At 34.3% G+C, this 22,314-nt stretch carries 23 protein-coding genes and 1 pseudogene; 8 read left to right on the top strand and 16 right to left on the bottom strand.

All coding sequences use genetic code 11. The features are described 5' to 3' along the window. Positions 1–3: 3 nt before the first annotated feature. On the top strand, positions 4–1,107 hold the full coding sequence (locus MKY06_RS08525; RefSeq protein ID WP_029324350.1) for a GerAB/ArcD/ProY family transporter: 1,104 nt from the start codon (positions 4–6) through the stop codon (positions 1,105–1,107). Between the two features lie 927 nt (positions 1,108–2,034). Here the strand turns inward: MKY06_RS08525 and MKY06_RS08520 are convergent. From MKY06_RS08520 to MKY06_RS08510, 3 genes are all read right to left on the bottom strand, one after another. Next, entirely contained in the window at positions 2,035–2,157 is a 123-nt protein-coding gene (locus tag MKY06_RS08520; protein WP_013056379.1) for a hypothetical protein, read from the bottom strand. A gap of 303 nt (positions 2,158–2,460) precedes the next feature. Further along, positions 2,461–3,168 carry a polysaccharide deacetylase family protein gene (locus tag MKY06_RS08515; protein ID WP_098322037.1) on the bottom strand — a complete coding sequence of 236 codons (708 nt, stop codon included), beginning with the start codon at positions 3,166–3,168 and terminating at the stop codon, positions 2,461–2,463. 1 nt (position 3,169) lies between these two features. Next, the gene (locus MKY06_RS08510; protein WP_029324345.1) at positions 3,170–4,372 is read right to left on the bottom strand and encodes an MGDG synthase family glycosyltransferase; all 1,203 of its coding nucleotides are present in this window, start codon (positions 4,370–4,372) and stop codon (positions 3,170–3,172) included. A gap of 484 nt (positions 4,373–4,856) precedes the next feature. Between MKY06_RS08510 and MKY06_RS08505 the strand changes: the two genes are divergently transcribed. The 3 genes from MKY06_RS08505 to MKY06_RS08495 all read left to right on the top strand — a co-directional run bounded on the left by MKY06_RS08505 (position 4,857) and on the right by MKY06_RS08495 (position 8,292). After that, complete coding sequence (locus tag MKY06_RS08505; RefSeq protein WP_029324343.1) at positions 4,857–6,149, top strand: VTT domain-containing protein; 1,293 nt, start codon at positions 4,857–4,859, stop codon at positions 6,147–6,149. Between the two features lie 93 nt (positions 6,150–6,242). Beyond that, positions 6,243–6,962, top strand: coding sequence for a response regulator transcription factor (locus MKY06_RS08500; protein ID WP_029324341.1), 720 nt, complete (start codon positions 6,243–6,245; stop codon positions 6,960–6,962). Next, entirely contained in the window at positions 6,940–8,292 is a 1,353-nt protein-coding gene (locus tag MKY06_RS08495; RefSeq protein WP_029324339.1) for a sensor histidine kinase, read from the top strand. Before MKY06_RS08500 ends, MKY06_RS08495 begins: the two co-directional genes overlap by 23 nt. Positions 8,293–8,510: 218 nt before the next feature. On the opposite strand, the gene MKY06_RS08490 is transcribed toward MKY06_RS08495, so the two are convergent. The 3 genes from MKY06_RS08490 to MKY06_RS08480 all read right to left on the bottom strand — a co-directional run bounded on the left by MKY06_RS08490 (position 8,511) and on the right by MKY06_RS08480 (position 11,277). Then, a complete protein-coding gene (locus MKY06_RS08490; protein WP_029324336.1) occupies positions 8,511–8,744 on the bottom strand; it encodes a hypothetical protein in 234 nt (77 codons plus the stop codon). Positions 8,745–9,418: 674 nt separating this feature from the next. After that, positions 9,419–10,210 carry a phosphotransferase enzyme family protein gene (locus MKY06_RS08485; protein ID WP_029324334.1) on the bottom strand — a complete coding sequence of 264 codons (792 nt, stop codon included), beginning with the start codon at positions 10,208–10,210 and terminating at the stop codon, positions 9,419–9,421. 290 nt (positions 10,211–10,500) lie between these two features. After that, a complete protein-coding gene (locus tag MKY06_RS08480) occupies positions 10,501–11,277 on the bottom strand; it encodes an SDR family oxidoreductase (RefSeq protein WP_029324332.1) in 777 nt (258 codons plus the stop codon). A gap of 442 nt (positions 11,278–11,719) precedes the next feature. On the opposite strand from MKY06_RS08480, the gene MKY06_RS08475 reads away from it, so the two are divergent. Then, a complete protein-coding gene (locus tag MKY06_RS08475; protein WP_057274698.1) occupies positions 11,720–12,559 on the top strand; it encodes an alpha/beta fold hydrolase in 840 nt (279 codons plus the stop codon). Between the two features lie 318 nt (positions 12,560–12,877). Here the strand turns inward: MKY06_RS08475 and MKY06_RS08470 are convergent, their stop codons facing one another. From MKY06_RS08470 to MKY06_RS08440, 7 genes are all read right to left on the bottom strand, one after another. Next, positions 12,878–13,291, bottom strand: coding sequence for a YjdF family protein (locus MKY06_RS08470; RefSeq protein WP_098322036.1), 414 nt, complete (start codon positions 13,289–13,291; stop codon positions 12,878–12,880). Positions 13,292–13,817: 526 nt separating this feature from the next. Further along, complete coding sequence (locus MKY06_RS08465; protein WP_063671160.1) at positions 13,818–14,048, bottom strand: hypothetical protein; 231 nt, start codon at positions 14,046–14,048, stop codon at positions 13,818–13,820. Positions 14,049–14,298: 250 nt separating this feature from the next. Beyond that, on the bottom strand, positions 14,299–14,988 hold the full coding sequence (locus MKY06_RS08460) for an alpha/beta fold hydrolase (RefSeq protein WP_098322035.1): 690 nt from the start codon (positions 14,986–14,988) through the stop codon (positions 14,299–14,301). Between the two features lie 165 nt (positions 14,989–15,153). Then, complete coding sequence (locus tag MKY06_RS08455; RefSeq protein WP_025601740.1) at positions 15,154–16,077, bottom strand: LysR family transcriptional regulator; 924 nt, start codon at positions 16,075–16,077, stop codon at positions 15,154–15,156. A gap of 404 nt (positions 16,078–16,481) precedes the next feature. Next, complete coding sequence (locus tag MKY06_RS08450) at positions 16,482–17,057, bottom strand: hypothetical protein (RefSeq protein ID WP_025601741.1); 576 nt, start codon at positions 17,055–17,057, stop codon at positions 16,482–16,484. Between the two features lie 95 nt (positions 17,058–17,152). Next, positions 17,153–17,371: a hypothetical protein gene (locus MKY06_RS08445; RefSeq protein ID WP_025601742.1), complete on the bottom strand. Its 219-nt coding sequence runs from the start codon at positions 17,369–17,371 to the stop codon at positions 17,153–17,155. Between the two features lie 227 nt (positions 17,372–17,598). Continuing rightward, the gene (locus tag MKY06_RS08440; protein WP_025601743.1) at positions 17,599–17,904 is read right to left on the bottom strand and encodes a hypothetical protein; all 306 of its coding nucleotides are present in this window, start codon (positions 17,902–17,904) and stop codon (positions 17,599–17,601) included. Between the two features lie 131 nt (positions 17,905–18,035). Here MKY06_RS08440 and MKY06_RS08435 point away from each other — a divergent pair. Beyond that, positions 18,036–18,140 (top strand): annotated as a pseudogene (locus MKY06_RS08435) (GNAT family acetyltransferase); the annotation flags it as partial. 198 nt (positions 18,141–18,338) lie between these two features. Here the strand turns inward: MKY06_RS08435 and MKY06_RS08430 are convergent. After that, positions 18,339–18,842, bottom strand: a complete 504-nt coding sequence (locus MKY06_RS08430) for a DinB family protein (RefSeq protein ID WP_053487079.1) — start codon at positions 18,840–18,842, stop codon at positions 18,339–18,341. Positions 18,843–18,938: 96 nt separating this feature from the next. On the opposite strand from MKY06_RS08430, the gene MKY06_RS08425 reads away from it, so the two are divergent. Together MKY06_RS08425 and MKY06_RS08420 are read left to right on the top strand one after the other, a co-directional pair. Continuing rightward, a complete protein-coding gene (locus tag MKY06_RS08425) occupies positions 18,939–19,373 on the top strand; it encodes a hypothetical protein (protein WP_029324321.1) in 435 nt (144 codons plus the stop codon). Between the two features lie 274 nt (positions 19,374–19,647). Beyond that, positions 19,648–20,262, top strand: coding sequence for a DUF998 domain-containing protein (locus MKY06_RS08420; RefSeq protein WP_098322034.1), 615 nt, complete (start codon positions 19,648–19,650; stop codon positions 20,260–20,262). Between the two features lie 112 nt (positions 20,263–20,374). On the opposite strand, the gene MKY06_RS08415 is transcribed toward MKY06_RS08420, so the two are convergent. Together MKY06_RS08415 and MKY06_RS08410 are read right to left on the bottom strand one after the other, a co-directional pair. Next, positions 20,375–20,971, bottom strand: a complete 597-nt coding sequence (locus MKY06_RS08415; protein ID WP_013056361.1) for a YdcF family protein — start codon at positions 20,969–20,971, stop codon at positions 20,375–20,377. 145 nt (positions 20,972–21,116) lie between these two features. Next, complete coding sequence (locus MKY06_RS08410; RefSeq protein ID WP_013056360.1) at positions 21,117–22,028, bottom strand: C40 family peptidase; 912 nt, start codon at positions 22,026–22,028, stop codon at positions 21,117–21,119. Positions 22,029–22,314 lie beyond the last annotated feature (286 nt).

Here is a 22,314-nt window from a genome sequence, read left to right as displayed (position 1 = left end):
GCATTGACTAAAATAAAAATCGATGGATTTCAATTATTTTGTATGATGTTTATCTTTATATTAGGCAGTACGTTACTTTTAGATATTGGAAAGGCTGCTAGGCAAGATGCATGGATAGTCCCCCTTTTGGCTACTATTTTTGGCTGTTTACTGTATTTAGTCTATATCTCCTTATATAAGAAATATCCCAATATGCCTTTGACTGGCTATATCATTAAAATTTGGGGTAAATACGTAGGCAGTGCTATCAGCTTTTGTTATATTATCTATTTTGTTTATATTGCTTCCAGAGTACTACGAGATTTTGAAGAATTACTAATTAGCTCTTCTTACTATGTTACATCGATTATTACGCTGGGCATATGCATGACCTTTGTGTTAATTTATAGTATTCACTTAGGAATAGAAGCATTCGCACGAGTTACATGCTTATGTTTTGTTGTTATTTTACTGACTCTTTTTATATTAAATGTTTTGTATATAGTAGGAGGCTACATCAAGGTGGAGAACCTTCAACCCGTATTAGCGAATGGATGGGGAAACATAGGGAAAGAGTTAGTCCCTCTTGGCATTACTGTACCTTTCGGGGAATTGATTACCTTTACTATGATTCTTCCTTATTTAAATAAAAAAGGTCAGGCCGCAACAATTGGTTTGTCCGCCATTATAATAGGAGGAATTGTCTTAACCATTAATTCAATTATTCTTTTGTGTGTACTCGGACCAGAGACTGTTTTAAGATCCTCTTTCCCGGCTCTTACAGCTGTGAGTTACATTAACATAGCTAGTTTTATTCAAAGACTGGATACCTTTATTCTTATTCTCATGGTCATTTTAGGTTTTGTCAAAATAACTATCTATTTCTTTTGTGCAGTGATTGGCGCGGCTGATTTATTTCGAATGAAACCTTCTGTTACAAACATTTATTTAATTGGCGGTGTTATTTTTTTCTCCTCACTGATGATTGCTCCTAGTTACCAAGCTCATATAAATGAAGGACTCAAAATTGTTCCTTATTTATTGCACCTCCCTTTTCATATAGCAATTCCCATCCTATTGCTGATTACAGCATATATAAAACAAAAAATAAAGCCTACCCTTTCATGAGAAGGGAGGCTATTGTTTTTTTAAAGCAGGAAAAATGCTAACAGCAAGGAATATTAAAGCAAATAAAATAACCAAAAAATAATCTTCCCCACGGGCAATTACAAAATATTGTTTTAGGTTATAAAACGATTGAAACATATAGTTTCCCTGAAAAACGTCGATGAATACAATAAGAACATAAGCCCCGAGCAAAATGCATAAGGATGGAATTATTTTAGCCATTATATCAGCCTCACCTTTTTCTTTTAAATTGCGGTAAATAATATAAAAATATACAAGACGTCCATGAGATTTAATAATATTTATTAAATGATGAAAAATAATTGATTTTCTGCAAAGCAATCTGTTATAAAAATTTAACGCAACAAGAATTGTGGACATTGATCTCCAAGGAACTTTGTTCATTCTAATGCACGATTCTATTTTTATAGACTCTTAAGAAATAGTACAAGCCAAGCAGAAGTAATCCTACATTTGTATAAACATAAAAGATAAATCCATACAAAAAGTTCTTTTGAGCCAATGAATCAAAAACATAATGCAAAGAGTGGTATAGCGCTACATAGATTAAACAAAGATTCCAGAAAATATTTTCTTCTCTAGAATAAATCTCTCTTAGTAATAAAAGAATGATCCACCAAAACACAAGTATGGATAATGTACTGAGTAAGTTAATTGGGTAAGTCTTATAGTAAAAAAAAATACGCGCTGCTATAAAATGAAAGCATCGATAGTAACAACATGAATAGTGGCTTTCTAGAGTATTTATTGGTGATAAAAAAGTACAAGCCAACTAAAATAGCAACAAAAAAATAAATGTAATTTAAAGAATTTCCCATCTCAAACCTCAAAATTTTTATAATTTAATACTATGATATTTAAGTTTCTAATAAAATCTTTTATGTATTGGGTGAAAAACACTGCACCTTATGCTACCTTGCCTTTTTTATGTGTATAATACTCAAAGATAGCAATCCCAAAGGAAACTCCAAAAGCGGTTGAAAATGCTGGTAAAAGATCAAAATTAGAGGTAAACAGAATATTAATCATTAAGTTTCCTCCAAAGAAGATTAAAAAATATACCAAGAATTTCAAAATAACTATTTTCAAGAATTACCCTACTTTCATAGATGTCGTTTAGATTGACTGCTGATTCAGCACAGATTTTAAAAATCACGAAATTATAAATATAACCAATATATGATTATATTACCATATATTTTTACTGGACATAAAAAAGAACCTCTTTAAAATAGAGGTTCTTTTTTTATAACAGACAAGATATTTAGTTACGGTAATAACAAGAATTAAAATTTCATTCGCAAGCTTTAATAAAGATAATCCTCTTACTACCTATAGCTTTTCTACCAATTCATCAACTTCATCAACACGGACACAAGTGAATCCTTTTGTTTTCACTGTTTTTAATACATCTCTTAACGCATTAATTGTGTTTCTTGGAGCGTCGGATTCCGCCCCGAGCGTATCTCCGCAGTCGTGCAGCAAAATGACGTCCCCGCCTTTTATGTTGGCCAGGCGTTGTTTAATCTTTTCGCTTCCGCCAGAGGTTCGCCAATCTTCCGCCATGATTGACCATAGAATAATCTTATATTTACCTCTTCTCATAAAATCGAAAAGGTTGAGCATTCCCCAAGGTGGGCGATAATAAATAGGTGTAACTCCAGTGATAGATTTAATCACCTTGGCTGTATTCTTAAGTCCATTTCTAACTTTCCAAGGCGTCATAAACCAATTAGAATGATGGACGTAATTATGAATTCCAATTAAGTGGCCTTCATTATGCATGCGCTGAATCAGTTCAGGATATTTCTCTGCTTTAGTACCTACCACGAAAAAGGTGGCCTTTACCTCATTTTCCTTCAGTAAATCAAGAAGGATTGGCGTATAAACAGGATTCGGACCATCATCAAACGTAAAAGCAATTTTGGATAAGTCCCTTCCCCTTTTAACTACGTTCACTCCTAGACCACGTGATAGGACATACGGAATAACGCTGTATAATAAAATTAAAAAAATAATAGCAGAAATTATGAACCCCATATTATATACTCACCTCTATCTCCTTTTGCTTTTGTATCGTTTTACTACTTGTTACGTTGCGTAATGGACCGCTTCTTGCTGCTCCGACAATGACATGGAGAGCGTCTATGGATGATGTTTTGGTTTGAGATTTTCTCATTCTTTGTTTCATCCATTTTAAAGGTGCTGAATCGCAGACAAGATTTTCAACTTGCGCAATTAACTCTTTTTCTGACTGTGCAGAAAGTGCGAATCCTGAACGACATAAATAATCCGCGTTGTCTTCTTCCTGTCCTGGTAACGAATGATAAATTAATATCGGTAAATCCATCGCCGTTGCCTCAGAGGTTGTTACTCCCCCGGGCTTGCTGATCATTAAATCTGAAATAGCCATTAATTCCTCGACCTTTTCACAGTATCCAAGAATTCTCACTTCATGCTTCGAGTCTTTTAATTCCCACTCTAATTGTGTTTTTAATTTCTTATTTTTACCACATACTATAAAAAGTTGAATCGGTGTGGAAATGGATTCTAGTGCCTTAAAGGTTGAAATCCCTTTTCCAAAAAATCCGTCGCCCCCTCCCATGATGAGCAGGGTGAACATATTTGGATTGATCATATATTTATCTAAGAGAAGGTCTTTTGGAAGAACATCCATAAATCTTTTCCGTACAGGTATTCCAGTGTTTTTAATTTTGTCTGCCTCTACTCCTAACGCAATTAATTGATCACGCAGTTGGGCAGAACCTACCACATATTGATCTGTATAGGGATGAATCCAATAAGAATGATCTGTATAATCCGTGATGATGGTTACTGCTGGAATATCAATTAACCCTTGCTCTTTTAATTTTGATATAATCCCGGCGGCAAATGGGTAGGTACTGACCACTACTTTCGGTTTTATTTCCTGTATAATTTTAAGCACGGTTTGCATTCCCGACAAAAAAATCGAATTTAACTTGATGGAAAACGAATTTTTTACACGAGTTTTTTTATACAAAAAGCTGTACACTTGAGGAAACTTCTTAATGCTTTTTTTGTAAATATAATGGCTGATTGGATAAAGATTTGGATGAATCCATTCCATGATGTCCATGGTAATAGGCTCAGCATCAGCAACCATATCATTTACCGCCTCGCTTATCGCATTAGCCACTTGTTTATGCCCCTCTCCAAATGTAGCGGAAAGAATGAGGTATTTATCCTTCTCACGATTGTTCATGACTTTTCCCTCCTTGTAGTTTGTATGCTTTTGCTATGTGGTAAAGCCTGGGCTGTTTCCCACACCTTTTTGTTCTCTTGTTTATACGATTAAAGAATTACTCTACTTGGAAAAGAGTAAGCATTATAAAAAATTAATAATGGGTAGTTACCCTTTTCAATTAATTTGTAAGATTTATCTTTTCTTCTCCTCCATTACATAGATTGTTTAGGAACTCCTTACACTATTTATTAGAAAAATAAACGTTCTTATGTTGACCTTTCAAATACCACATTTTCAGTCTACGGTTTGTAATTAAAAATAGGCTAAAAATAACATTAAAAATCAATGAAAAAGAAAGTTTTTTTTATAAATAGTGCTACATTAAAAGAAAAGCAAAGGTGAAATTAACCTTTTTCCTCCTCTTATTTTCAATCAAATTCAAGCATATTTGAGTTATTCACTATGCTTTAGGCAAATACATATTATGAAAGAAGGACAAACCATGGATTTTATCACATCTTATATAAATCAATACGGATATATCGTGCTGTTTCTAGCATTGATGCTGGAACTTCTTGCACTTCCTCTTCCAGGGGAGCTTCTCATGGGCTACGCTGGGGTTCTTGCTTTTCAAGGACATTTAAGCTGGGTGGGAAGTATCCTGGTGGCTGGTATGGGGAGTATGGTTGGAATGACCATAGCTTACGGGGTAGGCTATAAGTTAGGGACTCCTTTTTTTGATAAATACGGAAAAACCCTTCATATGGGACCAGAGCGAATTGAAAGAATGTCAAAATGGTTTGGTGTACATGGAAACAAGCTGTTGATTATTGCTTATTTCCTCCCAGTTATTAGACATATTACAGGATATTTTTCAGGAATTACTCGGCTTCCCTTTCGTACGTATGCACTGTACGCCTATAGTGGATCATTTCTTTGGGTCACCACATTTATTACTCTAGGAAAGTTATTAGGACCTCAGTGGGAACAGTTTCATCATTCTATTAAGAAGTATTTTGTCATTGGGATGATTGTAGCTGTAAGTTTGTTCGTTGCTATTTACATTTATAAAAAGTTCAAAGTAACGATTAAAAAGATAGCAATTAATTGCCTCAAGTGGATAGTAAATGTGTTTCATACGCGGAAACGGGCAGGTCTTGTTTTTATATTTACAGCATTAGTTACATTAGGATTTATTCTGCTTATGATTGGAATGACGCAAGACTTTATCGCAAACGAGTTTGGAGATTTTAACAAAATAACGAGTCTATTAATAACAGCCCTTTTTAATAAAGATTGGAATGTACCAATGCGGATATTTTTCATGTTGGGATCCAGGCAAGTGCTAGTGGCATTAATTTTCTTTACACTTGTATGGATTTTATGGAAAGGCAGGGATAAAAAAATCGAATTCTTATCTCTGGTAGTTATTGCAGGCGGCGGAGAGGTGTACGAAGAAAGCCTGAGACGAATATTTCATCATTTTTCCCCTATTACAAAATCGTTTACAGAGCAGCTTTCATACACCTTTCCAAGTGAGCAATCATTAATGGCTTTTGTTATTTATGGATTTGCTGTATTTATGCTGGTTCGACACTCTAGAAGGTTATGGATTCCTACATTAGCACCAATAGCGGCTATTCTTATTTTATTGCTTATTGCGATTAGTCGTTTGTATCTGAGTATCCAATATCCCAGCGACATTGCAGCAGGATATGTATTTGGAGGAGTATGGCTAGGTTTAAACGTTTTGCTTCTTGAAACCTTCCGTCTTATGAAAGGTATTAATCTATAGTGGTTCACTCAAAAGAAAGGTCTAACTAAACAGGAACTTATCTTGTCCAAATGGCGTTTATTATATTTTGAACGATGCGAAAGGAGAACCTGCATGCAAAACCGTATTTTAATCGTTGAAGATGAAGAAATGATTGCGAGAGCTCTTCAAATTGAGCTTGAGCATGAAGGATACCAAGTATTCGTAGAACACGAAGGAAAAAGCGGCCTTGAAGCTGCTTTACATAATAGCATTGATCTAGTTTTATTAGATGTCATGCTTCCAGAACTTAGCGGTATCGAAGTCCTTCGAAGAATCAGAAAAAAGAACGCCTACCTCCCTGTTATTCTTTTGACAGCCCGTGACACCACGTTAGATAAAGTGATGGGACTAGATCATGGAGCAAATGATTACATCACCAAGCCCTTCGAAATAGAAGAGGTATTAGCTAGAGTGCGCAATAGTCTTCGTCATAGAACTATCATTCAAGAAGCTACTGAAAAAAAAGATGTTCATTTATCAATAGAAGATTTATCTGTAAATTTAGAGACCAGAGAAGTGATAAGAAAAAACAAAATGATTATACTAACCCCGAAAGAATATGATTTGCTTGTTTATTTACTGAAAAATCAAAATATCGTACTGAGCAGAGAAAATATCCTTTTGACCGTTTGGGGCTACGATTATGAAGGAGAAACAAACGTAGTAGATGTGTATATTGGACATTTGAGAAAGAAAATAGAAGAAGAGATTAACTCTCTCTTGATTCGCACCGTCAGAGGAGTAGGATATGTGATAAGAAAGGAACCATATGAAAATTACTACCAAGGTTAACTTGTTTATTACAGTTTCTCTGTTAGTCAGCTTGCTCATTGTAAATACGATTGTATTTTTCTTATTTATGAAAACGACCGTTAATATGGAAGCACACTTAGTCTTCAAAAATGCGAATGAAATGTTGAAAAAATACCACATTTCTGAATCCTTAACACTAGACAAAAACCTTTTAAACTCTTACATGCCTAGTCACTCTTTTATTCGAATCGTTGGGCCGAACTCTACAACTATTAATCAAGTCACTAACGACAAAGTCCTTGTTCAGAAAATCTCCCCTACTTTTTCAACAGAAAAGAACTTTGAACTTAGACCTTTTCAAGAACATCAAAATTTAGTAGTTCACGTACCGATTCATCAGAATCACAAAGTAATAGGTACGTTAGAAATAAGTGAGCGGTTATCAGGACTAGAAAGTCGCAAAGATGTTATTTTGTCTATAATGGGGACTGTTACCGTTGTTTCTGTTCTTCTCTCTTTTCTAGCTGGCAGATGGTTATCAGCTATCATTATGAAGCCTATTGTATCAATGATCTCTACAATGGAGGATATTGAACAAAGTGGAACGCTGAAAAAGATCGGTATACAAACTGAAACAAAAGATGAAGTGTACAAAATGGCAGCTACATTTAACCGTATGGTTAGTAAACTGAAGGAAAACTCAGATAAACAAAGGCAATTTATTTCCGATGCCTCTCATGAGTTAAAAACACCTGTGACTGTTATTAGCAGTTTTATTACGATTCTTAGAAGGCATGGAACACAAGATGAAACAATAGCAAAAGAAGCAATTGAGGCTATTTATTTAGAAACAAATAGAATGAAAAATTTGACTAAAACACTATTAAGTTTAGCTGAATTAGAGGGCTCTGAACCTGTTGATATAAAATCAGTTGACCTTGTCTCTCTCAGTACAGCCCTTGTAACTCAGTTCATGCAAGTTCATGACCGACCTATTATCCTGCATAAAAATTCCCACTCCATTTTCATCAAGGGAGATGAATTGAAGCTGAAACAAGTGCTCATTATCTTTTTAGATAATGCCATAAAGTATAGTACCGATGTAATTGAGGTCTTTTTGGAAAGTGATCAGCATAAGGGAATTCTCCGAATAAAAGATTATGGCATTGGCATACCAGAAGAAGAACAATCTCATGTTTTTGAAAGGTTTTATCGAGTAGACAAAGCCCGCAAACGGGATTCGGGAGGAAGTGGACTCGGATTAGCTATTGCTAAAAATATTGTGAACCTCCATAAAGGAGAAATTGATATACAAAGCAAAGAACATGCTGGAACAGAGATTAAAGTTACTTTTCCCCTTACGAACTGAGTATGTCGCTTTTATATAAATTAGCTCATGTACCACTAGTGAGGCAGCAACTATCAATATTTAATTTTTAAAAATGCTGCCTACTGGATACATTCAAAACAGAATCACCAGTTTTTTATGAGAAAAAACACCTCCAAGTGATTGCTCGGTACTCCATACCCAGTTATCAGCTTGAAGGTGTTTTTTTATTTATATAAAATCAGAGCCTGTCCAAATTATTAGCAACTACGTTTTCTTAATCTGCGAACGCTGATACTTTCTAAACTAGTCGTATTTCTATTACCTGAATTATCTTCCCATACTAAAAATCCGCCTTCTGCTCGAATAAACGTACCATTTCCATCAAGCTGTCTTCCAGCAGAAAAAACTTGAATTTTATCTCCTCTTCGAAAACTATCTACTATAGAACGAGATTGAGATGTACGACGATCTCCACTACAACGTCCTAGCATAACTTTACCTCTCTATACATTTATAGTACATACTATGAAAAAAACGAAAATTGGCATAAGCAAAGCGCATAAAAGCACAAACAATATTTTACAAATTGAAAATTTGGTCATGCCTGTCCTTAGCATTTCTGCAATTTCTCTTACATTCATTCCTACTCAACATAATGCCTCTTTCTAGAACACATATAAAAAGCTAGCTCTTAGTGCATAACGATCGTTTTTGTTGCTGCATCTTAAAAACACACTGAATCTCTTTCATCTTGTATTACTGTTGTTGCATTGATTCATTGAGTACAAAATACATATATGATTAAAGTGTGTGATATATATAATTTAAAAAGTTATATCTTTTAAACACAAAAAAAGAACCCTCCATAAAAAGAGGATTCAAACAGGGTAAGTAAGAAAAAGAAATATACATGCATGTTCCTGGGGGGCACTACGCTTGTATAATCAACTTATACCCCCTGTTTACTGGTTGAAACAACTAAAAATATTCTATAAAAAGAAAATAAGGAATAAATCATCAGCGTACTCTACCTGTTCTCTAATATTAATAATCCGCATAACAAATGCTCCTCTATCAAAAATAAAACTCATGATTTACATTACATAAAGATGTTATAGACGTCCTTTCAAGGAAAGTTTGTTGCCTCTTCAATTAAAACCTATCCTCAAGTCCATTCTTTCCTATGTTCATGAATAAATTTAATATCATTTTGATAATGTTCAAGGTGCCCTTCGTCTATCATTTTCTGGAACGCACTGTCGCCTTCGCTGGCTTTTCTTGTAATTGTTTTACATAACCCTTCTAATCGCAGCAATACCATTTCCAAATAACCTTCTTGTACTTCTTCGCCGTAAGCTTCAAGAAATAATTTCACTCTTTGGTTTATATGTTGAGCATGCTGCAATGAATTATAATAGATCCTCCCACCTGTTTCAGAAAGATAAAATCGACTTAAGGGGACGCACGTATAAAGAGTATAAGCAATGTCCCAAATTCTTGGACCGGGCCCAGCAACATCAAAATCAATGATGCCTACTGGTCTTTCGTGCTTGAAAATGATGTTGTATATGGCAAAATCATTATGACATAGTATCTCAAATGGTTTAGGAGTGTTATCTATTGCTTTCCAGCTATCATCAAATGAAAAATCACTCACTGAATCATGATAAAGACGGAGCATTTTTCCTATTTCTATTAAAACATCGTCAGACCACATATATTTCTTCAAGGGATAATTACCAGCTTCACCTTCAATAAATGACAAGACCTCTCTCCCTTTTTCATCAATGCCTAAAAATTTTGGTGCATAACTAAAACCTTTGTTCTCTAAATGCTTTAATAGCTTATGAAATTTATGACTATCTGATTTTAATTCTCGTCGTACAGTATCTCCCGAGCGATAAACGTTAGAGACATTCCCTCCTGTTAGCACTTCTTCGTCCTCAAAGCTTGACATATAAACATTCCTCCTGAATATATCCTATTTGTCGTCAATAAGTGAAAATGATAAAGCATTCGTCATAAATGAAATATCTCATTTTACTACTGATGATTTAGAAAAGCCCGTACTTTTTCTTTTGTAGCCCATCAACAATCCTTTGGGACTGACTGATAAGTTGTAGAAACTCAGTTATCGTCATGTTACGTTACATTATAATAAAAAAAGAATCTTCATTCGAAGATCCTTTTAACTGCTTGTTTCATACAAAAATCCGCTAAAAAGTGGAAGGCCGCTACTATGTTAAATCACCAAAAGCCTCCATCTGAGTGAATAATTTGTCCGGTAATCCATTCTGATTCTTCACTTGCTAAAAAGATAACTAATTTTGCGGCATCCCGGGGCTCACCAAGTCGCCCCATCGGGAACTTTGGCAGTAACTCTTCCTTTAACTCACTGCTCATCCAGCCAGTGTTAGTTGGTCCAGGATCTACAGCATTAACAGTAATTTTAAGAGGTGCTAATTCAATAGCAACTGATTTAGTAAACGTAGAAACAGCCCCTTTCGTTGCAACATAAGCCAAATTCCCAGGCTCAGGTGACTTATCTTGACCTGAAACCATATTAATAATTCGACCGCCATGCTTACCTTCTATTAGACGTGCAAACTCAACAGTCAAAAGACACGTACCTCTAACATTCACGTTATAATGAGCATTAAGAATATGAGCATCTATAGAACGAAAATCTACGTCCACAGAATGTGTTGCGTTATTTACAAGGATTGATGGAGAACCTAGTTTGTTTTGAACTTCATCAAGCAGCTTTCTTGGTGCATCGGGTTGCGATAAATCCAATTCCATTGATTCACATCGCACTCCCAGACTGCGAATCTCTTCCATAAGATGTTTCGACCATTTAAAATCATCTTCATTGCAATAATCCATTAAACGATCATACTTTGACCAATGAGTGAAAAAAATATCTGCGCCTTCTCTAGCTAATTCCCTGCATATTTCAGTACCAATACCTTTTGCCCGACTAGCACCAGTAACAACCGCAATTTTATTTATTAACCGCTTCATAAAGCATCTCCTCATGAGAACGTTGAATTCATATGCTCACCAATAGCACACGAATTCAGCAATCCTGTATATGTATATTAATCTATCAAGTTGTAATAAATGAAAAAATGTAATTAAAGTTTAAAAGGTATTTTCTCCATATTAATCATTCATTCTTATTTCACCTCACATAAGTATTTTTCCATACATGCATTCAACTCTCCTGCCTTATCAACATGTTACAGACAGTAAAAGCTGTATCCCCCCTAGTCTCCAACAAGTTTAGGCTCTTTTCTTAGTTACATTTTCAAGAACGTTATATTTTACTTTTTAGTAAAAAGGTAAAGAGATAGACAGAATAATGGATTTCCTAAATAAAATTTCAAAAGGAAATATCCTTATTTTAGAGAACTTAATAAAGGGCTGTTTTTCATTTCTCTAACATTTAAAAGGAGGTACACGAATGAATGAACAGATACTGAAAATTAACAACGTGGAAATTTGTACAGAAAGTTTTGGAAACCCTAACAACCCGGCTGTACTGCTAATAATGGGAGCAATGTCTTCGTTAGATTGGTGGGATGAAGACTTCTGTCTTCGTCTTGCCGAACGGGAGAGATTTGTTATTCGTTACGACCATCGTGATTTAGGGCGATCTACCACTTATCCACCCGGTACTTCTAACTATACAATAACGGATATGGCTGATGACGCAATTGGTGTTTTAGACGCTTACTCTATAGAAAAAGCTCATATTGTTGGAATGTCTTTGGGCGGAATGATAGGTCAGATTCTTGCTCTTAGATATCCGGATCGCATAGACTCCCTTACTTTAATTGCTTCAAGCGTATTTGGAACGGAGGCGGAAAAATTGCCCCCAATGGATCAGCAGATACTTGATTACCACACAAAGAGCACTTCCATAGACTGGTCAAATCAAGAGGAAACCGTTCCCTACCTTGCAGGTGGATGGGAAATTTTAAGTGGGACAAAACCTTATGAAGAGGAAAGAATGTATAAGCTAGCAGAAAGAGAAGCTGCCCGTGCTAAACAGCTGCCGAGTAGATTTAATCATGCTTTGCTTCAAGGAGGCGGACAATATTATGACAGGCTGAGTGAAATTAACATACCTACGCTGATCATTCATGGAACAAAAGACCCCGCACTGCCGTATGAACATGGGCTTGCTCTTGCAAAAGCTATTTCCCATGCTAAATTAATAGCTCTTGAAGGTACAGGACATGAAGTTCATAGCGAGGACTGGGAACAAATTATCCAATCAATTGTAGGGATTAGCTCCTAAAAATAAACTGGATAATGCTATTTATTTAACGATACTAATACCTAATGCTGGAGGGTACAGTTTTAAAATAGATGATCAGAAATTCTCAGTATCTAGGCAAGAAATGAAACAATTCATTTCCAAAAACATTCAAACTTTACCTGATAGCAATAAGTTATTTGATAAAGAAAAAGCACAGCAATTTATAGATTATAATAAAGAAAAGATAAATAAAACAGCTAAATCGGCAGCTATTCGACAACAATTCTTTAAGAATGTTCCTATCATAAAAAAATAATAACAAATAAAGAGCCTTATGTAAGGCTCTTTATTTGTTTTCTATTTGCCTTTGTGCTTGGCTTTTGCCTTTTGTTTTTTTATAAAATACTTTTGTTCCTTCAGCTCTTCACGATATTGTTTAGCTTTCTTTTTTCTACTTTTTTTCTTTTCTTCGTACTCCTTCTTCACGGCTTCTTGAGCTTTAGTCGAAATACCAACATTATTTATCTCTTTTGCTACTTGGCGCTGTAAGCGTTTTGGATTTACCTTTTTATTAGATTTTATTTTTACATCAAGACCTGCATGAACTGATTGATTGATCACCTCTAGCAATCTGTAATTAATAAAGTCTAATATCTCTGTATCTTTTGGTTCTGCTCCAAATACATAACGAAATGCTTTTAACTTACCGCCTTCTACAACTTCAATAATTCCTATCCAAAACTGACCATCATGGTAAATCGTTAGTGACATAACGATTCCCTCCTCTAAACATACTATGAAATGATGGACATCCCGAGGAGGGGAAGGTCACTGACATTAATATATTAATGCATCCGGACTACCAACCGAATTGTGTTTTTACATCTCATATACAAATTTTAACATAAAGCTATTTAATATCACTACCTTCTTTTATTTGTCGCCAAAATTCATTGCAAAAAATAAAAAGCCCGCCATAATAAATATTGGAATTACTACAAAAGAGATTAAACTAAAATATTTCATTAGCCCTTTTTCTTGTTTTCCAAAAGCTATTATTCCAAATGAGAATCCTATTAAGTAAACAGTAATACATACAAAATTTTGGATCTATGTATGGGTGTGAAATATTGTCCAACACCAACAACCATTCCAAGCAACGATAACCACAGTGAATATTGACTAAAACGTTTTTCCAATTTGGTCCTCACTGAACTAGGTACATGTTTATATGGCCCATTTAGTTATCAGTTACTATAATGTACTTAATCATCGGTAGAAAAAGAGCTTGGATGAATCACTCCAAACTCTTTTTTCTATAAAGAAAGAAACCTATTACCGCTCCGACTACAGCTATAACTACACTAAAAGGAATTAAATGAATAATAAAATCACTAAGGTTTAAATAAGTTGTTTCTGTTGCACCATCACCGACTGATTCAACTTCTTTATATGGGATTACAAAGAAACCCATTGATCCTCCTAAAATAAGGCCATAGAAAAAACCTTTTTCTATAAATTTCAACAAGAAACTCTTCTCCTTTCAAAAATGCTCATTTAATGAGTTATAGCATTCCCTATAGCTATTAAAAGGCATTTATTTATCTTCCATAAAAATTATTTAATTATGAATTTTATTACATATAAGATATATATTAACAAATGTACAGATTAAAAGGGAGACTAACGTATAGTCTCCCTTTCTATAAAAGTTTAATAACTTTTAAAAATGCTATTTACTTAAACAGTCTTTCAAATTAAATAAAAGATCCAGAAAGTCACGAAGCAAGGAAGCTTTTCACAGCAGTTAAAAAAGCGGATAAGTTTCCTACATGCACCTCATGTCCAGCCCCTTCTATCGTTACTAATTTACAATTTGGAATGCGCTTAGAAACTTCCTGCAATTTATCTTGAGGAATATGGCTGGATCCTCCTCCTATGATGAGAGTAGGTGCAATTATCTCTGTAAGACTTCCCCACCATTTAGGATTGGGGTTGTTTAACTGTTGAAGAATTGAAGGTACAACCTCCCAGTCAAACGGTAAAGAACCAGGCGGTTTGGCAGGAGTTTCAAACTTTTCTCCTGTAAAAGGTGGAGGAGTGTCTTCAACAATCAATTGATCTACCCTTTCTGGAAATGTTTCAGAAAAAAGATAGGACACCGTACCACCCATAGAATGCCCAATCAACGTAAAGCTCTCCAAATTCATCGCATTTACAAACTGAAGTAAGTCATCGCACATAAGTTCAAACGTATAGGTGCCGGTTCTCTCACTTCCACCGTGTCCTCGCTGATCTAAAGCTAAAAACCAATATTCCTTCCCTAATACATCTGCTACTTCATCCCAAGACTCTGCACTCATTCCCAAAGCGTGAAGTGCAATAATGGCGGGTGCCGAAGCTTCACCCGCCTCTCGATATTGAAATGTTAAACCATTTAGTTCGATTTGATTTACTCTCATTTCCAAATCAGATCAACTCCTAACTCAGATTTCACCAATTAAAATCTAGTTTATTAAGGTTCATCTATATATTAGTGAAGGAATGAAGATTTCCTTCACCTCTTATCTTATTGGGAAAGATATTAGATTATTTTATGGATCCTGTTTAATTCTTTAGTCAGCATAATGCACCTAGAGTTTTTTACTTTCGATACCTATATAATTTAAACCAAAAGTACTGCAAGCCAATTGAATAAAAGATTGTAAAGGAAGAGACATAAATTTATCTTTATGCCAAAACATTTGTGTATAAAGAGGCGTATCAACTTTAGTACAAGCCAATTCTTTTAATATGCCTTTCTCAAGCTCTCCTTTTACTACTACTTCGGGCAATATGGCAATACCTAAATCTAGCATGACGCATTGCTTAATAGCTTCCACGCTTGCAAATTCAAATTTAGTTGATGTACAAATACCCGCCTCGCGAAACAAGTTTTCCAATACTACCCGGTATGAACACCCCGACTCAGTATACAAAAGAGTCTCATTTTCAAGCTCTTCTAAGTAGATATCCGCTTTATCAGCTAAAGGATGCTGAGGAGAAGCAATAATTTTTAAGTCTTCTGCAACAAGACATTGTGTATGTAGATTTGCATCATGATGCTGAATAGGCTCCATTGTAAAGGCGATATCAAGAGTGCCGTCTAGTAGCTGCGCTCTTGTTTGTGCTTGAGAGTAAATGGGCTTAAAAATCATTTTAACCTTTGGAAATTGATCCTTAAACTCTTTTAATATTGGAGGTAACCTATACGTGCACTGGCTTTCAGAAGATCCAATAATAAGTGTACCCGCAGGCTCCTCCACTCCACTTACAGCGTTTTTTGCTTCCTTAGTCAATTGAATCATTTTATCAGCGTATCTTTTAAATTCTCTACCTGCCTCTGTTAAAACCAAGCGCTTCCCTAAACGTTCAAATAAAGGCGTTTCAAGTTCATTCTCAAGAGCTTTTATTTGAGCGGTAACGCTTGATTGAGCAAAGTTCAAAATTTTAGCTGTATATGTAAAATTTAAATTTTCTGCAGCTGTTTTAAATGTAATTAGTTGTTTTATTTCGATTGTCCTCACCTCTGTGTAATCGGATATTACGATTGATTCAATCGTAATGTTCATCTGTAACGATTGTTAATTTCATTATAAAATATGGTAAATCAAACCACAACATACTAAATATAAAGAGATAAGGGGAAATCATAATGACTACAAGAAAAGAGAATAAAAAGGAATCAATCAGTTTAACACAAAAAGATACAAGTGAAAAAAACTTCAAATACTATTGGAATGAAATTATTCGAGCGCTTATCATAACTAAATAAGTAAGGCTAATCAATTTTATTTTTGGTTAAAAAGGCTATATAAAATAAATCCACCTACAAGCGCTTAAATATAAAAACAATAGTCCGCTAACTCTGTATATCGTCAGAGTTAGCGAGCTATTAGCCTATTTAAATTTAAAATCATGTTTATTGACTTGAATCTAATCTGAATTTGGCAATATCCTTTCCATCTTGGGAGATAATGAGTGTACCCTTTAACGCATTAGCTTGTAACTTTTTTAGTTTTTCTTCAGTTGGCAAAAGAGGTAATTCATTATTTTTTTGTTTTGCTCCTAAGGTATAATTAAGAGTAAATTTACTGGTTCCTTTAGATGGGATCTCTCCTATACTCATACCAAACCCTAACTTACTGTTATCCATATCATAAATATTTGAACCAATTGCTTCTTTTACAGCTGATACTAACTCCTTATCTGGTTCTATGCGAAGTTTTGTTTTATCAAGATCAGAGAGAGCCATAATATTATTGGACGTGTTTTCAATCGTGAATGTATAGTATAACTCGGTTGGAACGATACGTTTACTTTTATTCTTTTTATCAGGTACTATCATCTCCCCAACGATTTTTTTATCATCTGTTAGCCTTACCTCTGTTTTTTGTAATTTTAAGTGCTCGACATTGTTTACATACTCTGTATTTGAACAAGCAGAAATTATAAATACTAGAAAAGCAATAAATAAACTAAGAGAGAACTTTTTCATAACGCAGCCCCTTCTTTATTCCAACTATATTTCAAGAGAAAAATAATACATCCTCTTTAATTAACATAATGGATTTTGTAGACACTTTAGCGTCTTTATTGACGAGAATATAAAAACCACATAGGCATCTCTGTATTTTCAATTAGCAGAACTTGTTTATGCTTATCATCACCTTTAATCGCATAAATAAAGTCACCATTTTGTGTTTTACCGAAGGCTCTAAAATATTTCTTAGAATTATATTTTGTTTGATCAACCATCTCCGTACATTCATAATTTCCATACGTATCGCTTGAAAGCTTTGTGTTAAACATATTATCGTCTTTTCACATCATGACTCCTTTCAATTTAAGCTGCATCCTTCTTTTTTAATTCCCAGATAAGAGCAATGGTGGAAATAGCTCCACCTACCGCAAAGAGATAAGAAGAAAACGGTATTGTTTCATGTATGAATAAACCTCTTACTCCATAAAAACACAGGATAATAGTGCTGATTAAACCAATCATAAGCCGAATATTTTTATTAATCTTTTTCTCCCCCTTAGGATTTTCCCTGCACCTGATCCTTTATCATAAGTCCAAATATAGAGAAGAAGTTTAATGCAATCAGCAATCCATAATAAAAGCCAAGCCCTTCAAAAAACAAAGAGAGAATAGAAAATATTATAGATTCAAAGCCAAATAACATAATAATAAGGCCAATTCCTTTAGCGAGCTGTTTTTCATCCTTAGGTGTAAATATCTTTCCATACCCAGCAATGAAATTAGTATTACCTTTTTTCCATACACGTTTCCCAATATAAATAATGAAGCAGCTTACTAAACATATAAATAATACGTGCAACATCAGATATTACCCCTTCTTTACACACTCTAATTTAACATATATAGTATATTTTACCATAAATAATTTACAAATATTATGTATTAAAGGTGGACTCATAAAATATAACACTATAAAATATATACATACTAATTATGGATATCTTAATTAAACAAGAACTCACTGAAGAATATAATAAAACTGAAGAAGTTGTGAAAAGCGCTTTTTTAAATGAAGAATACAGCGATAAGAAAGAACATTTTGACGTGCCTGAAGAATTCTTTATGGCCTTAGAGTTAACAGAGGATTATTAAAAAATATGCAAGGTGTTGTGCATTACTCAAAAGCTTTTTCAAAGTAAGTACTAACTGATTAATTAGGTTTTACGTAAAGGCTGCCTGGAAAATAATTTTATAGTATTTTCTGTGGACAGCCTCTTTTTTATTTACCTGATATTATTAAAGCGGTGGGTTTTCCACACCTAAATGAACCCAATCTTCTTTTGGAGGTCCATAAACTCCAGCAGGTTTTAGGCCTGCTTGACGCATAAGAACTGTAATTTGACCTCGGTGATGAACAATATGCTTGATTAGTCCCATTAAGATTGCCGCATTTGATTGCTTTCTACCAAACGCTTCTTGCGTATGTTCTAAAGATTCATCTGTCCATTGCTGTTCAATAATTTTAGCAGCGTGAGAACTTACATTTTTGAAGGTTATAGCGATTTCCTGGGCAGAAGATGGAACGCTTGCTGTACTTTCTATCCTGTCTATACTTAATCCAAACTCAGTTAGGTAATCTGGAATATTTGTTGTAAAATGCCAAGCGATTCTTCCTAACGTACGTCCTTCAGGGTAAACTTGTTGTTTCAACGAATCATCTGTCAAGCTATCCAAAACTTTTTGAGTTAGCGTGGCTTCGCTGTTCCATTCTTTGATAAAATCTGAAATGGTGTTATACATGTAAAAAACCTCCTAATATAAATCTAATCTAAATTAACACTTAAATAATATCATAGAAAAAACCAGTTGGCTTATTTACTAAAGAAAGGAGATTCTATGTTATTTAAAGCTACTGCTCAAAAAACTATTGTTTTTCCTTTATTACTTTTAAATAATTTATTACTCATTCAAGCAGTTCAATATAAAGCACTTGATTTTTTACTTCTTTTTGCTATCCTTTGTTCGTTTCTTTCCCTTTTCCTCAGATATGAATTTCAGATAGACAAAGATACTTTAACCTATAGAACATATATATTATGGTTTAAAGTATATGCAAAAACAGTTAAACCAACGGACATTAAAAAAATTGTATTTAAACGGTTAAGTTGGAAAACAAAATTAGCAGTAGTAAAAGTAGAAAACGGGTGGAATATGCGAATAGCATTATTTAATCCACCAAATGTTTTTAAGGAATTAGAAAGATTTGCACATGAATATGATGTAGATATTCAAAAAACATCAGATTATAAAATTCTAGAGAAAACGTCCTGAATTTCACCGCGTTTAGAATACATTAACTTTACGTATGGGTGCATAATCAGCATCTATTCATTTCTAATTAAGACGCTTTTGGACCTCTTTACTCCTACAAAAAATTAGTAAAGAGGTCCTTCTATTCTTAACCTACTATAAGCACCTCTAAGTTTAAACACTTTGTCCTCCCTCCTCACATCAACCTCAAGCCCTACATAAAAATAGGCTTCAAGACCATTCTGTTTAACATTATTTGGATATACAATTCGTATATAACGCTTTTTAAGAGGTGATGATTCTGTATATATCAAAAAAGGTTGGCATTTTAAGCTGGTTTGCTACTTGCTTGTATTTTTTAGTTGAACCTTTCTTTATTTTGACTTCAACTGCTCCCTACAGTGTTTTAAATCACGCAATGAGTGATCTTGGCGTAACTTCTTGTGGAACCTACACCTATTCAATTGCACCTCATGAAATTTGCTCTCCTGACCATTTCTGGATGAACGTATTGTTTATTATAAACGGATTAACACTTTCAATTGGTGTTCTGTACATTTCACAAAACCTAAAGAAAACAAAAATAACCCAACTAGCAACAGCTTTTATTCTTATATTAGCTTTAGGTAACATTGTTTCAGGCTTTATACCGGCTGATATAAATTTATTTTGGCATTCAATATTCGCTCAACTTGGCATGATCACTGTTTTAGCTGGTCTTTGGATATATGCATCCTCTTTAACCAGCGGCAAGTATTGGACTTATGGCTGTTTAGTCTCCTTAATAGTCATCCTCATACTCATCATGCTTGTATTTTTTGTTCCTATGCCTACCGGTCTGCTGCAAAGATTATTCTATTTAGTAATCTTTATATGGGGCACCGTGCTTTCCTTTATGTTAAACAAGTAATCCATTATCATTCCGTTTCATATGAGCTTACAAGATTACGTTCAACTACTCGTAGTTTTAAATAGCAAAAAGTCCATAGAGGCATCCCCTATGGACTTTTTATACGATTTTGTTAGATAAATTCTCTTAATAATTCTTTAGATTTCTTTCCGCTAAAACCAAAATAATTGCCAATAAGCTTGACGTATTCTGTGTAGGTAACTTTTCTATTTAAAGCAGTTTCCCACCACCTCTGTGGATTATAATAGCGACTTCCACTAGAACAATAGGTTAATTGTATTTGGGTATCCTTAAATTCTTTATTAAAGTTTTTTTCTGCCCTTTTCATATGATAGTTGGAAGAAACAACGATAGCGGATTGAAAATGATAGTTCATCATTAGCCTTTTTGTGAATTTAGCGTTTTCCGTAGTACTTGTAGCGTGATTTTCTAATATAATTGAATCCTCAGGTATCCCTGATTCCTTGGCTTGATGATAAAAATTATTCTCTTGACCATTCGAAAGGATTAAATGAGCCGCATAGCCTTTTTTATATAATTCAATTCCTTTCTCCAGTCGATCATTATCACCACTTAACACAATAATCACATCAGATTTTACCGGTTTTTCGTTTACCACAAGCTCTTTCCCGGCAAACAGAAAAAAAATAATCCCTAATCCCAGCATAAATATACTAATTTTTATCCTTTTACCTTTAATTTTTTGCATATAGACCCTCATTTAAAAAGTTCACTTCATATCGTATCATAAAGCTCAATATTCATAAAAATAAAAAGGTAATCTCCAAAAAAATTTTAATTCTTAACCTTGATCTTAGCCTTCTCGTTCTTGGTAACTAGTGCTTTGTAGTTTATTAGAAGACAGATTTACTTCCTAAATAACGAGGTGCCCAGTAAGAATTGCTTAACGATGCAATAGTTACACCAGTTGAACTTCCAGCATGAATAAACTGCCCGTTTCCAATATAAATTCCAGCATGTGAAGGACCTCCAGTAGTATCAAAGAACACAATATCTCCTACATTTGGAGTAGATGTATTTTTTCCTGACTGATACAAGGTAGCTACTGTTCGCGGTACAGTTACTCCACCTCCATTTTTAAATACATAATAAATGAAACCACTGCAATCGAAACCACTCGGAGACGTTCCTCCCCAAACATATGGTACGCCTATGAATTTTTTGGAATAAGCAACAATATCACTAGCTGTCGCTTGCGTTGAACTATTGACAGTTGAAGAACCAGTGGAGCTGCTAGATGCGTTATTTAAGGCATTTAAAGTAGCCGGACCTACTATTCCATCCACGGCTAAGCCATGATCCCGTTGGAAATTCATAACCGCAGTTTGAGTAACTGTACCAAAATATCCTGTTGGTGTGGCGTTAAAGTAACCTTTGTCCTTTAACAGTTGCTGTACTTTTTCAACTTCATTACTAGTCATTCCATATTTTAAAAGTGTACCGTTTGTAACCGTACTTGTTGAATTACCTATTAACGCTTGATATGTATTAGATCCTACAATTCCATCAGCGGTTAAACTATGAGAACGCTGAAAGCTTAAAACTGAATCTTTTGTAATTGAACCAAAATAGCCAGTCGAAGTAGCTGAAAATATCCCCTTCTGTCTTAAAACATCCTGTAATTCTTTTACGTCTGGATCTGTCATACCTTCTTTTAATAGCTTGTCTCCTAAAGCTGCCTGGCTTATTGTTGGTAAAACAATCAATGACGAGCATAGAGCTAATGAAGAAATTATCTTTTTCACTAAGTATATCCCCCGATGTTATATTTTTCTTGTTCTTGACTATAAAATTTTAGCAGGGAGAAAGAGAAAAGAAACAACCTATTTATGAATTTTTTGTGACATTTTCAAAAATCACTTGATTTATTAGGAGGTAATTATTTGTTTTGTCATATAAAGTATAAATATACTTATAATGGTTAAACCTGTTGTTCTTGAATCTCATTTTTCTTTTTAATTATGTGACGCTAAATCTTGAATACAATAAAACACCTTTCTGTAATGGTGGACACCAAAAGGAAAGATAGGA

Source organism: Priestia sp. FSL P4-0332, from assembly GCF_038005845.1.
Taxonomy (GTDB): Bacteria; Bacillota; Bacilli; order Bacillales; family Bacillaceae_H; genus Priestia.
This window is presented reverse-complemented; position numbering and strand designations above follow the sequence as displayed.

Bases quoted from the DNA above. Each gene is read 5' to 3' on its own strand.
- MKY06_RS08520 (WP_013056379.1), bottom strand. From the start codon at position 2,157: ATGATTAATATTCTGTTTACCTCTAATTTTGATCTTTTACCAGCATTT.
- MKY06_RS08515 (WP_098322037.1), bottom strand. From the start codon at position 3,168: ATGGGGTTCATAATTTCTGCTATTATTTTTTTAATTTTATTATACAGC.
- MKY06_RS08510 (WP_029324345.1), bottom strand. From the start codon at position 4,372: ATGAACAATCGTGAGAAGGATAAATACCTCATTCTTTCCGCTACATTT.
- MKY06_RS08505 (WP_029324343.1), top strand. From the start codon at position 4,857: ATGGATTTTATCACATCTTATATAAATCAATACGGATATATCGTGCTG.
- MKY06_RS08500 (WP_029324341.1), top strand. From the start codon at position 6,243: ATGCAAAACCGTATTTTAATCGTTGAAGATGAAGAAATGATTGCGAGA.
- MKY06_RS08495 (WP_029324339.1), top strand. From the start codon at position 6,940: ATGAAAATTACTACCAAGGTTAACTTGTTTATTACAGTTTCTCTGTTA.
- MKY06_RS08490 (WP_029324336.1), bottom strand. From the start codon at position 8,744: ATGCTAGGACGTTGTAGTGGAGATCGTCGTACATCTCAATCTCGTTCT.
- MKY06_RS08485 (WP_029324334.1), bottom strand. From the start codon at position 10,210: ATGTCAAGCTTTGAGGACGAAGAAGTGCTAACAGGAGGGAATGTCTCT.
- MKY06_RS08480 (WP_029324332.1), bottom strand. From the start codon at position 11,277: ATGAAGCGGTTAATAAATAAAATTGCGGTTGTTACTGGTGCTAGTCGG.
- MKY06_RS08475 (WP_057274698.1), top strand. From the start codon at position 11,720: ATGAATGAACAGATACTGAAAATTAACAACGTGGAAATTTGTACAGAA.
- MKY06_RS08470 (WP_098322036.1), bottom strand. From the start codon at position 13,291: ATGTCACTAACGATTTACCATGATGGTCAGTTTTGGATAGGAATTATT.
- MKY06_RS08450 (WP_025601741.1), bottom strand. From the start codon at position 17,057: ATGAAAAAGTTCTCTCTTAGTTTATTTATTGCTTTTCTAGTATTTATA.
- MKY06_RS08445 (WP_025601742.1), bottom strand. From the start codon at position 17,371: ATGTTTAACACAAAGCTTTCAAGCGATACGTATGGAAATTATGAATGT.
- MKY06_RS08440 (WP_025601743.1), bottom strand. From the start codon at position 17,904: ATGTTGCACGTATTATTTATATGTTTAGTAAGCTGCTTCATTATTTAT.
- MKY06_RS08430 (WP_053487079.1), bottom strand. From the start codon at position 18,842: ATGTATAACACCATTTCAGATTTTATCAAAGAATGGAACAGCGAAGCC.
- MKY06_RS08425 (WP_029324321.1), top strand. From the start codon at position 18,939: ATGTTATTTAAAGCTACTGCTCAAAAAACTATTGTTTTTCCTTTATTA.
- MKY06_RS08420 (WP_098322034.1), top strand. From the start codon at position 19,648: ATGATTCTGTATATATCAAAAAAGGTTGGCATTTTAAGCTGGTTTGCT.
- MKY06_RS08415 (WP_013056361.1), bottom strand. From the start codon at position 20,971: ATGCAAAAAATTAAAGGTAAAAGGATAAAAATTAGTATATTTATGCTG.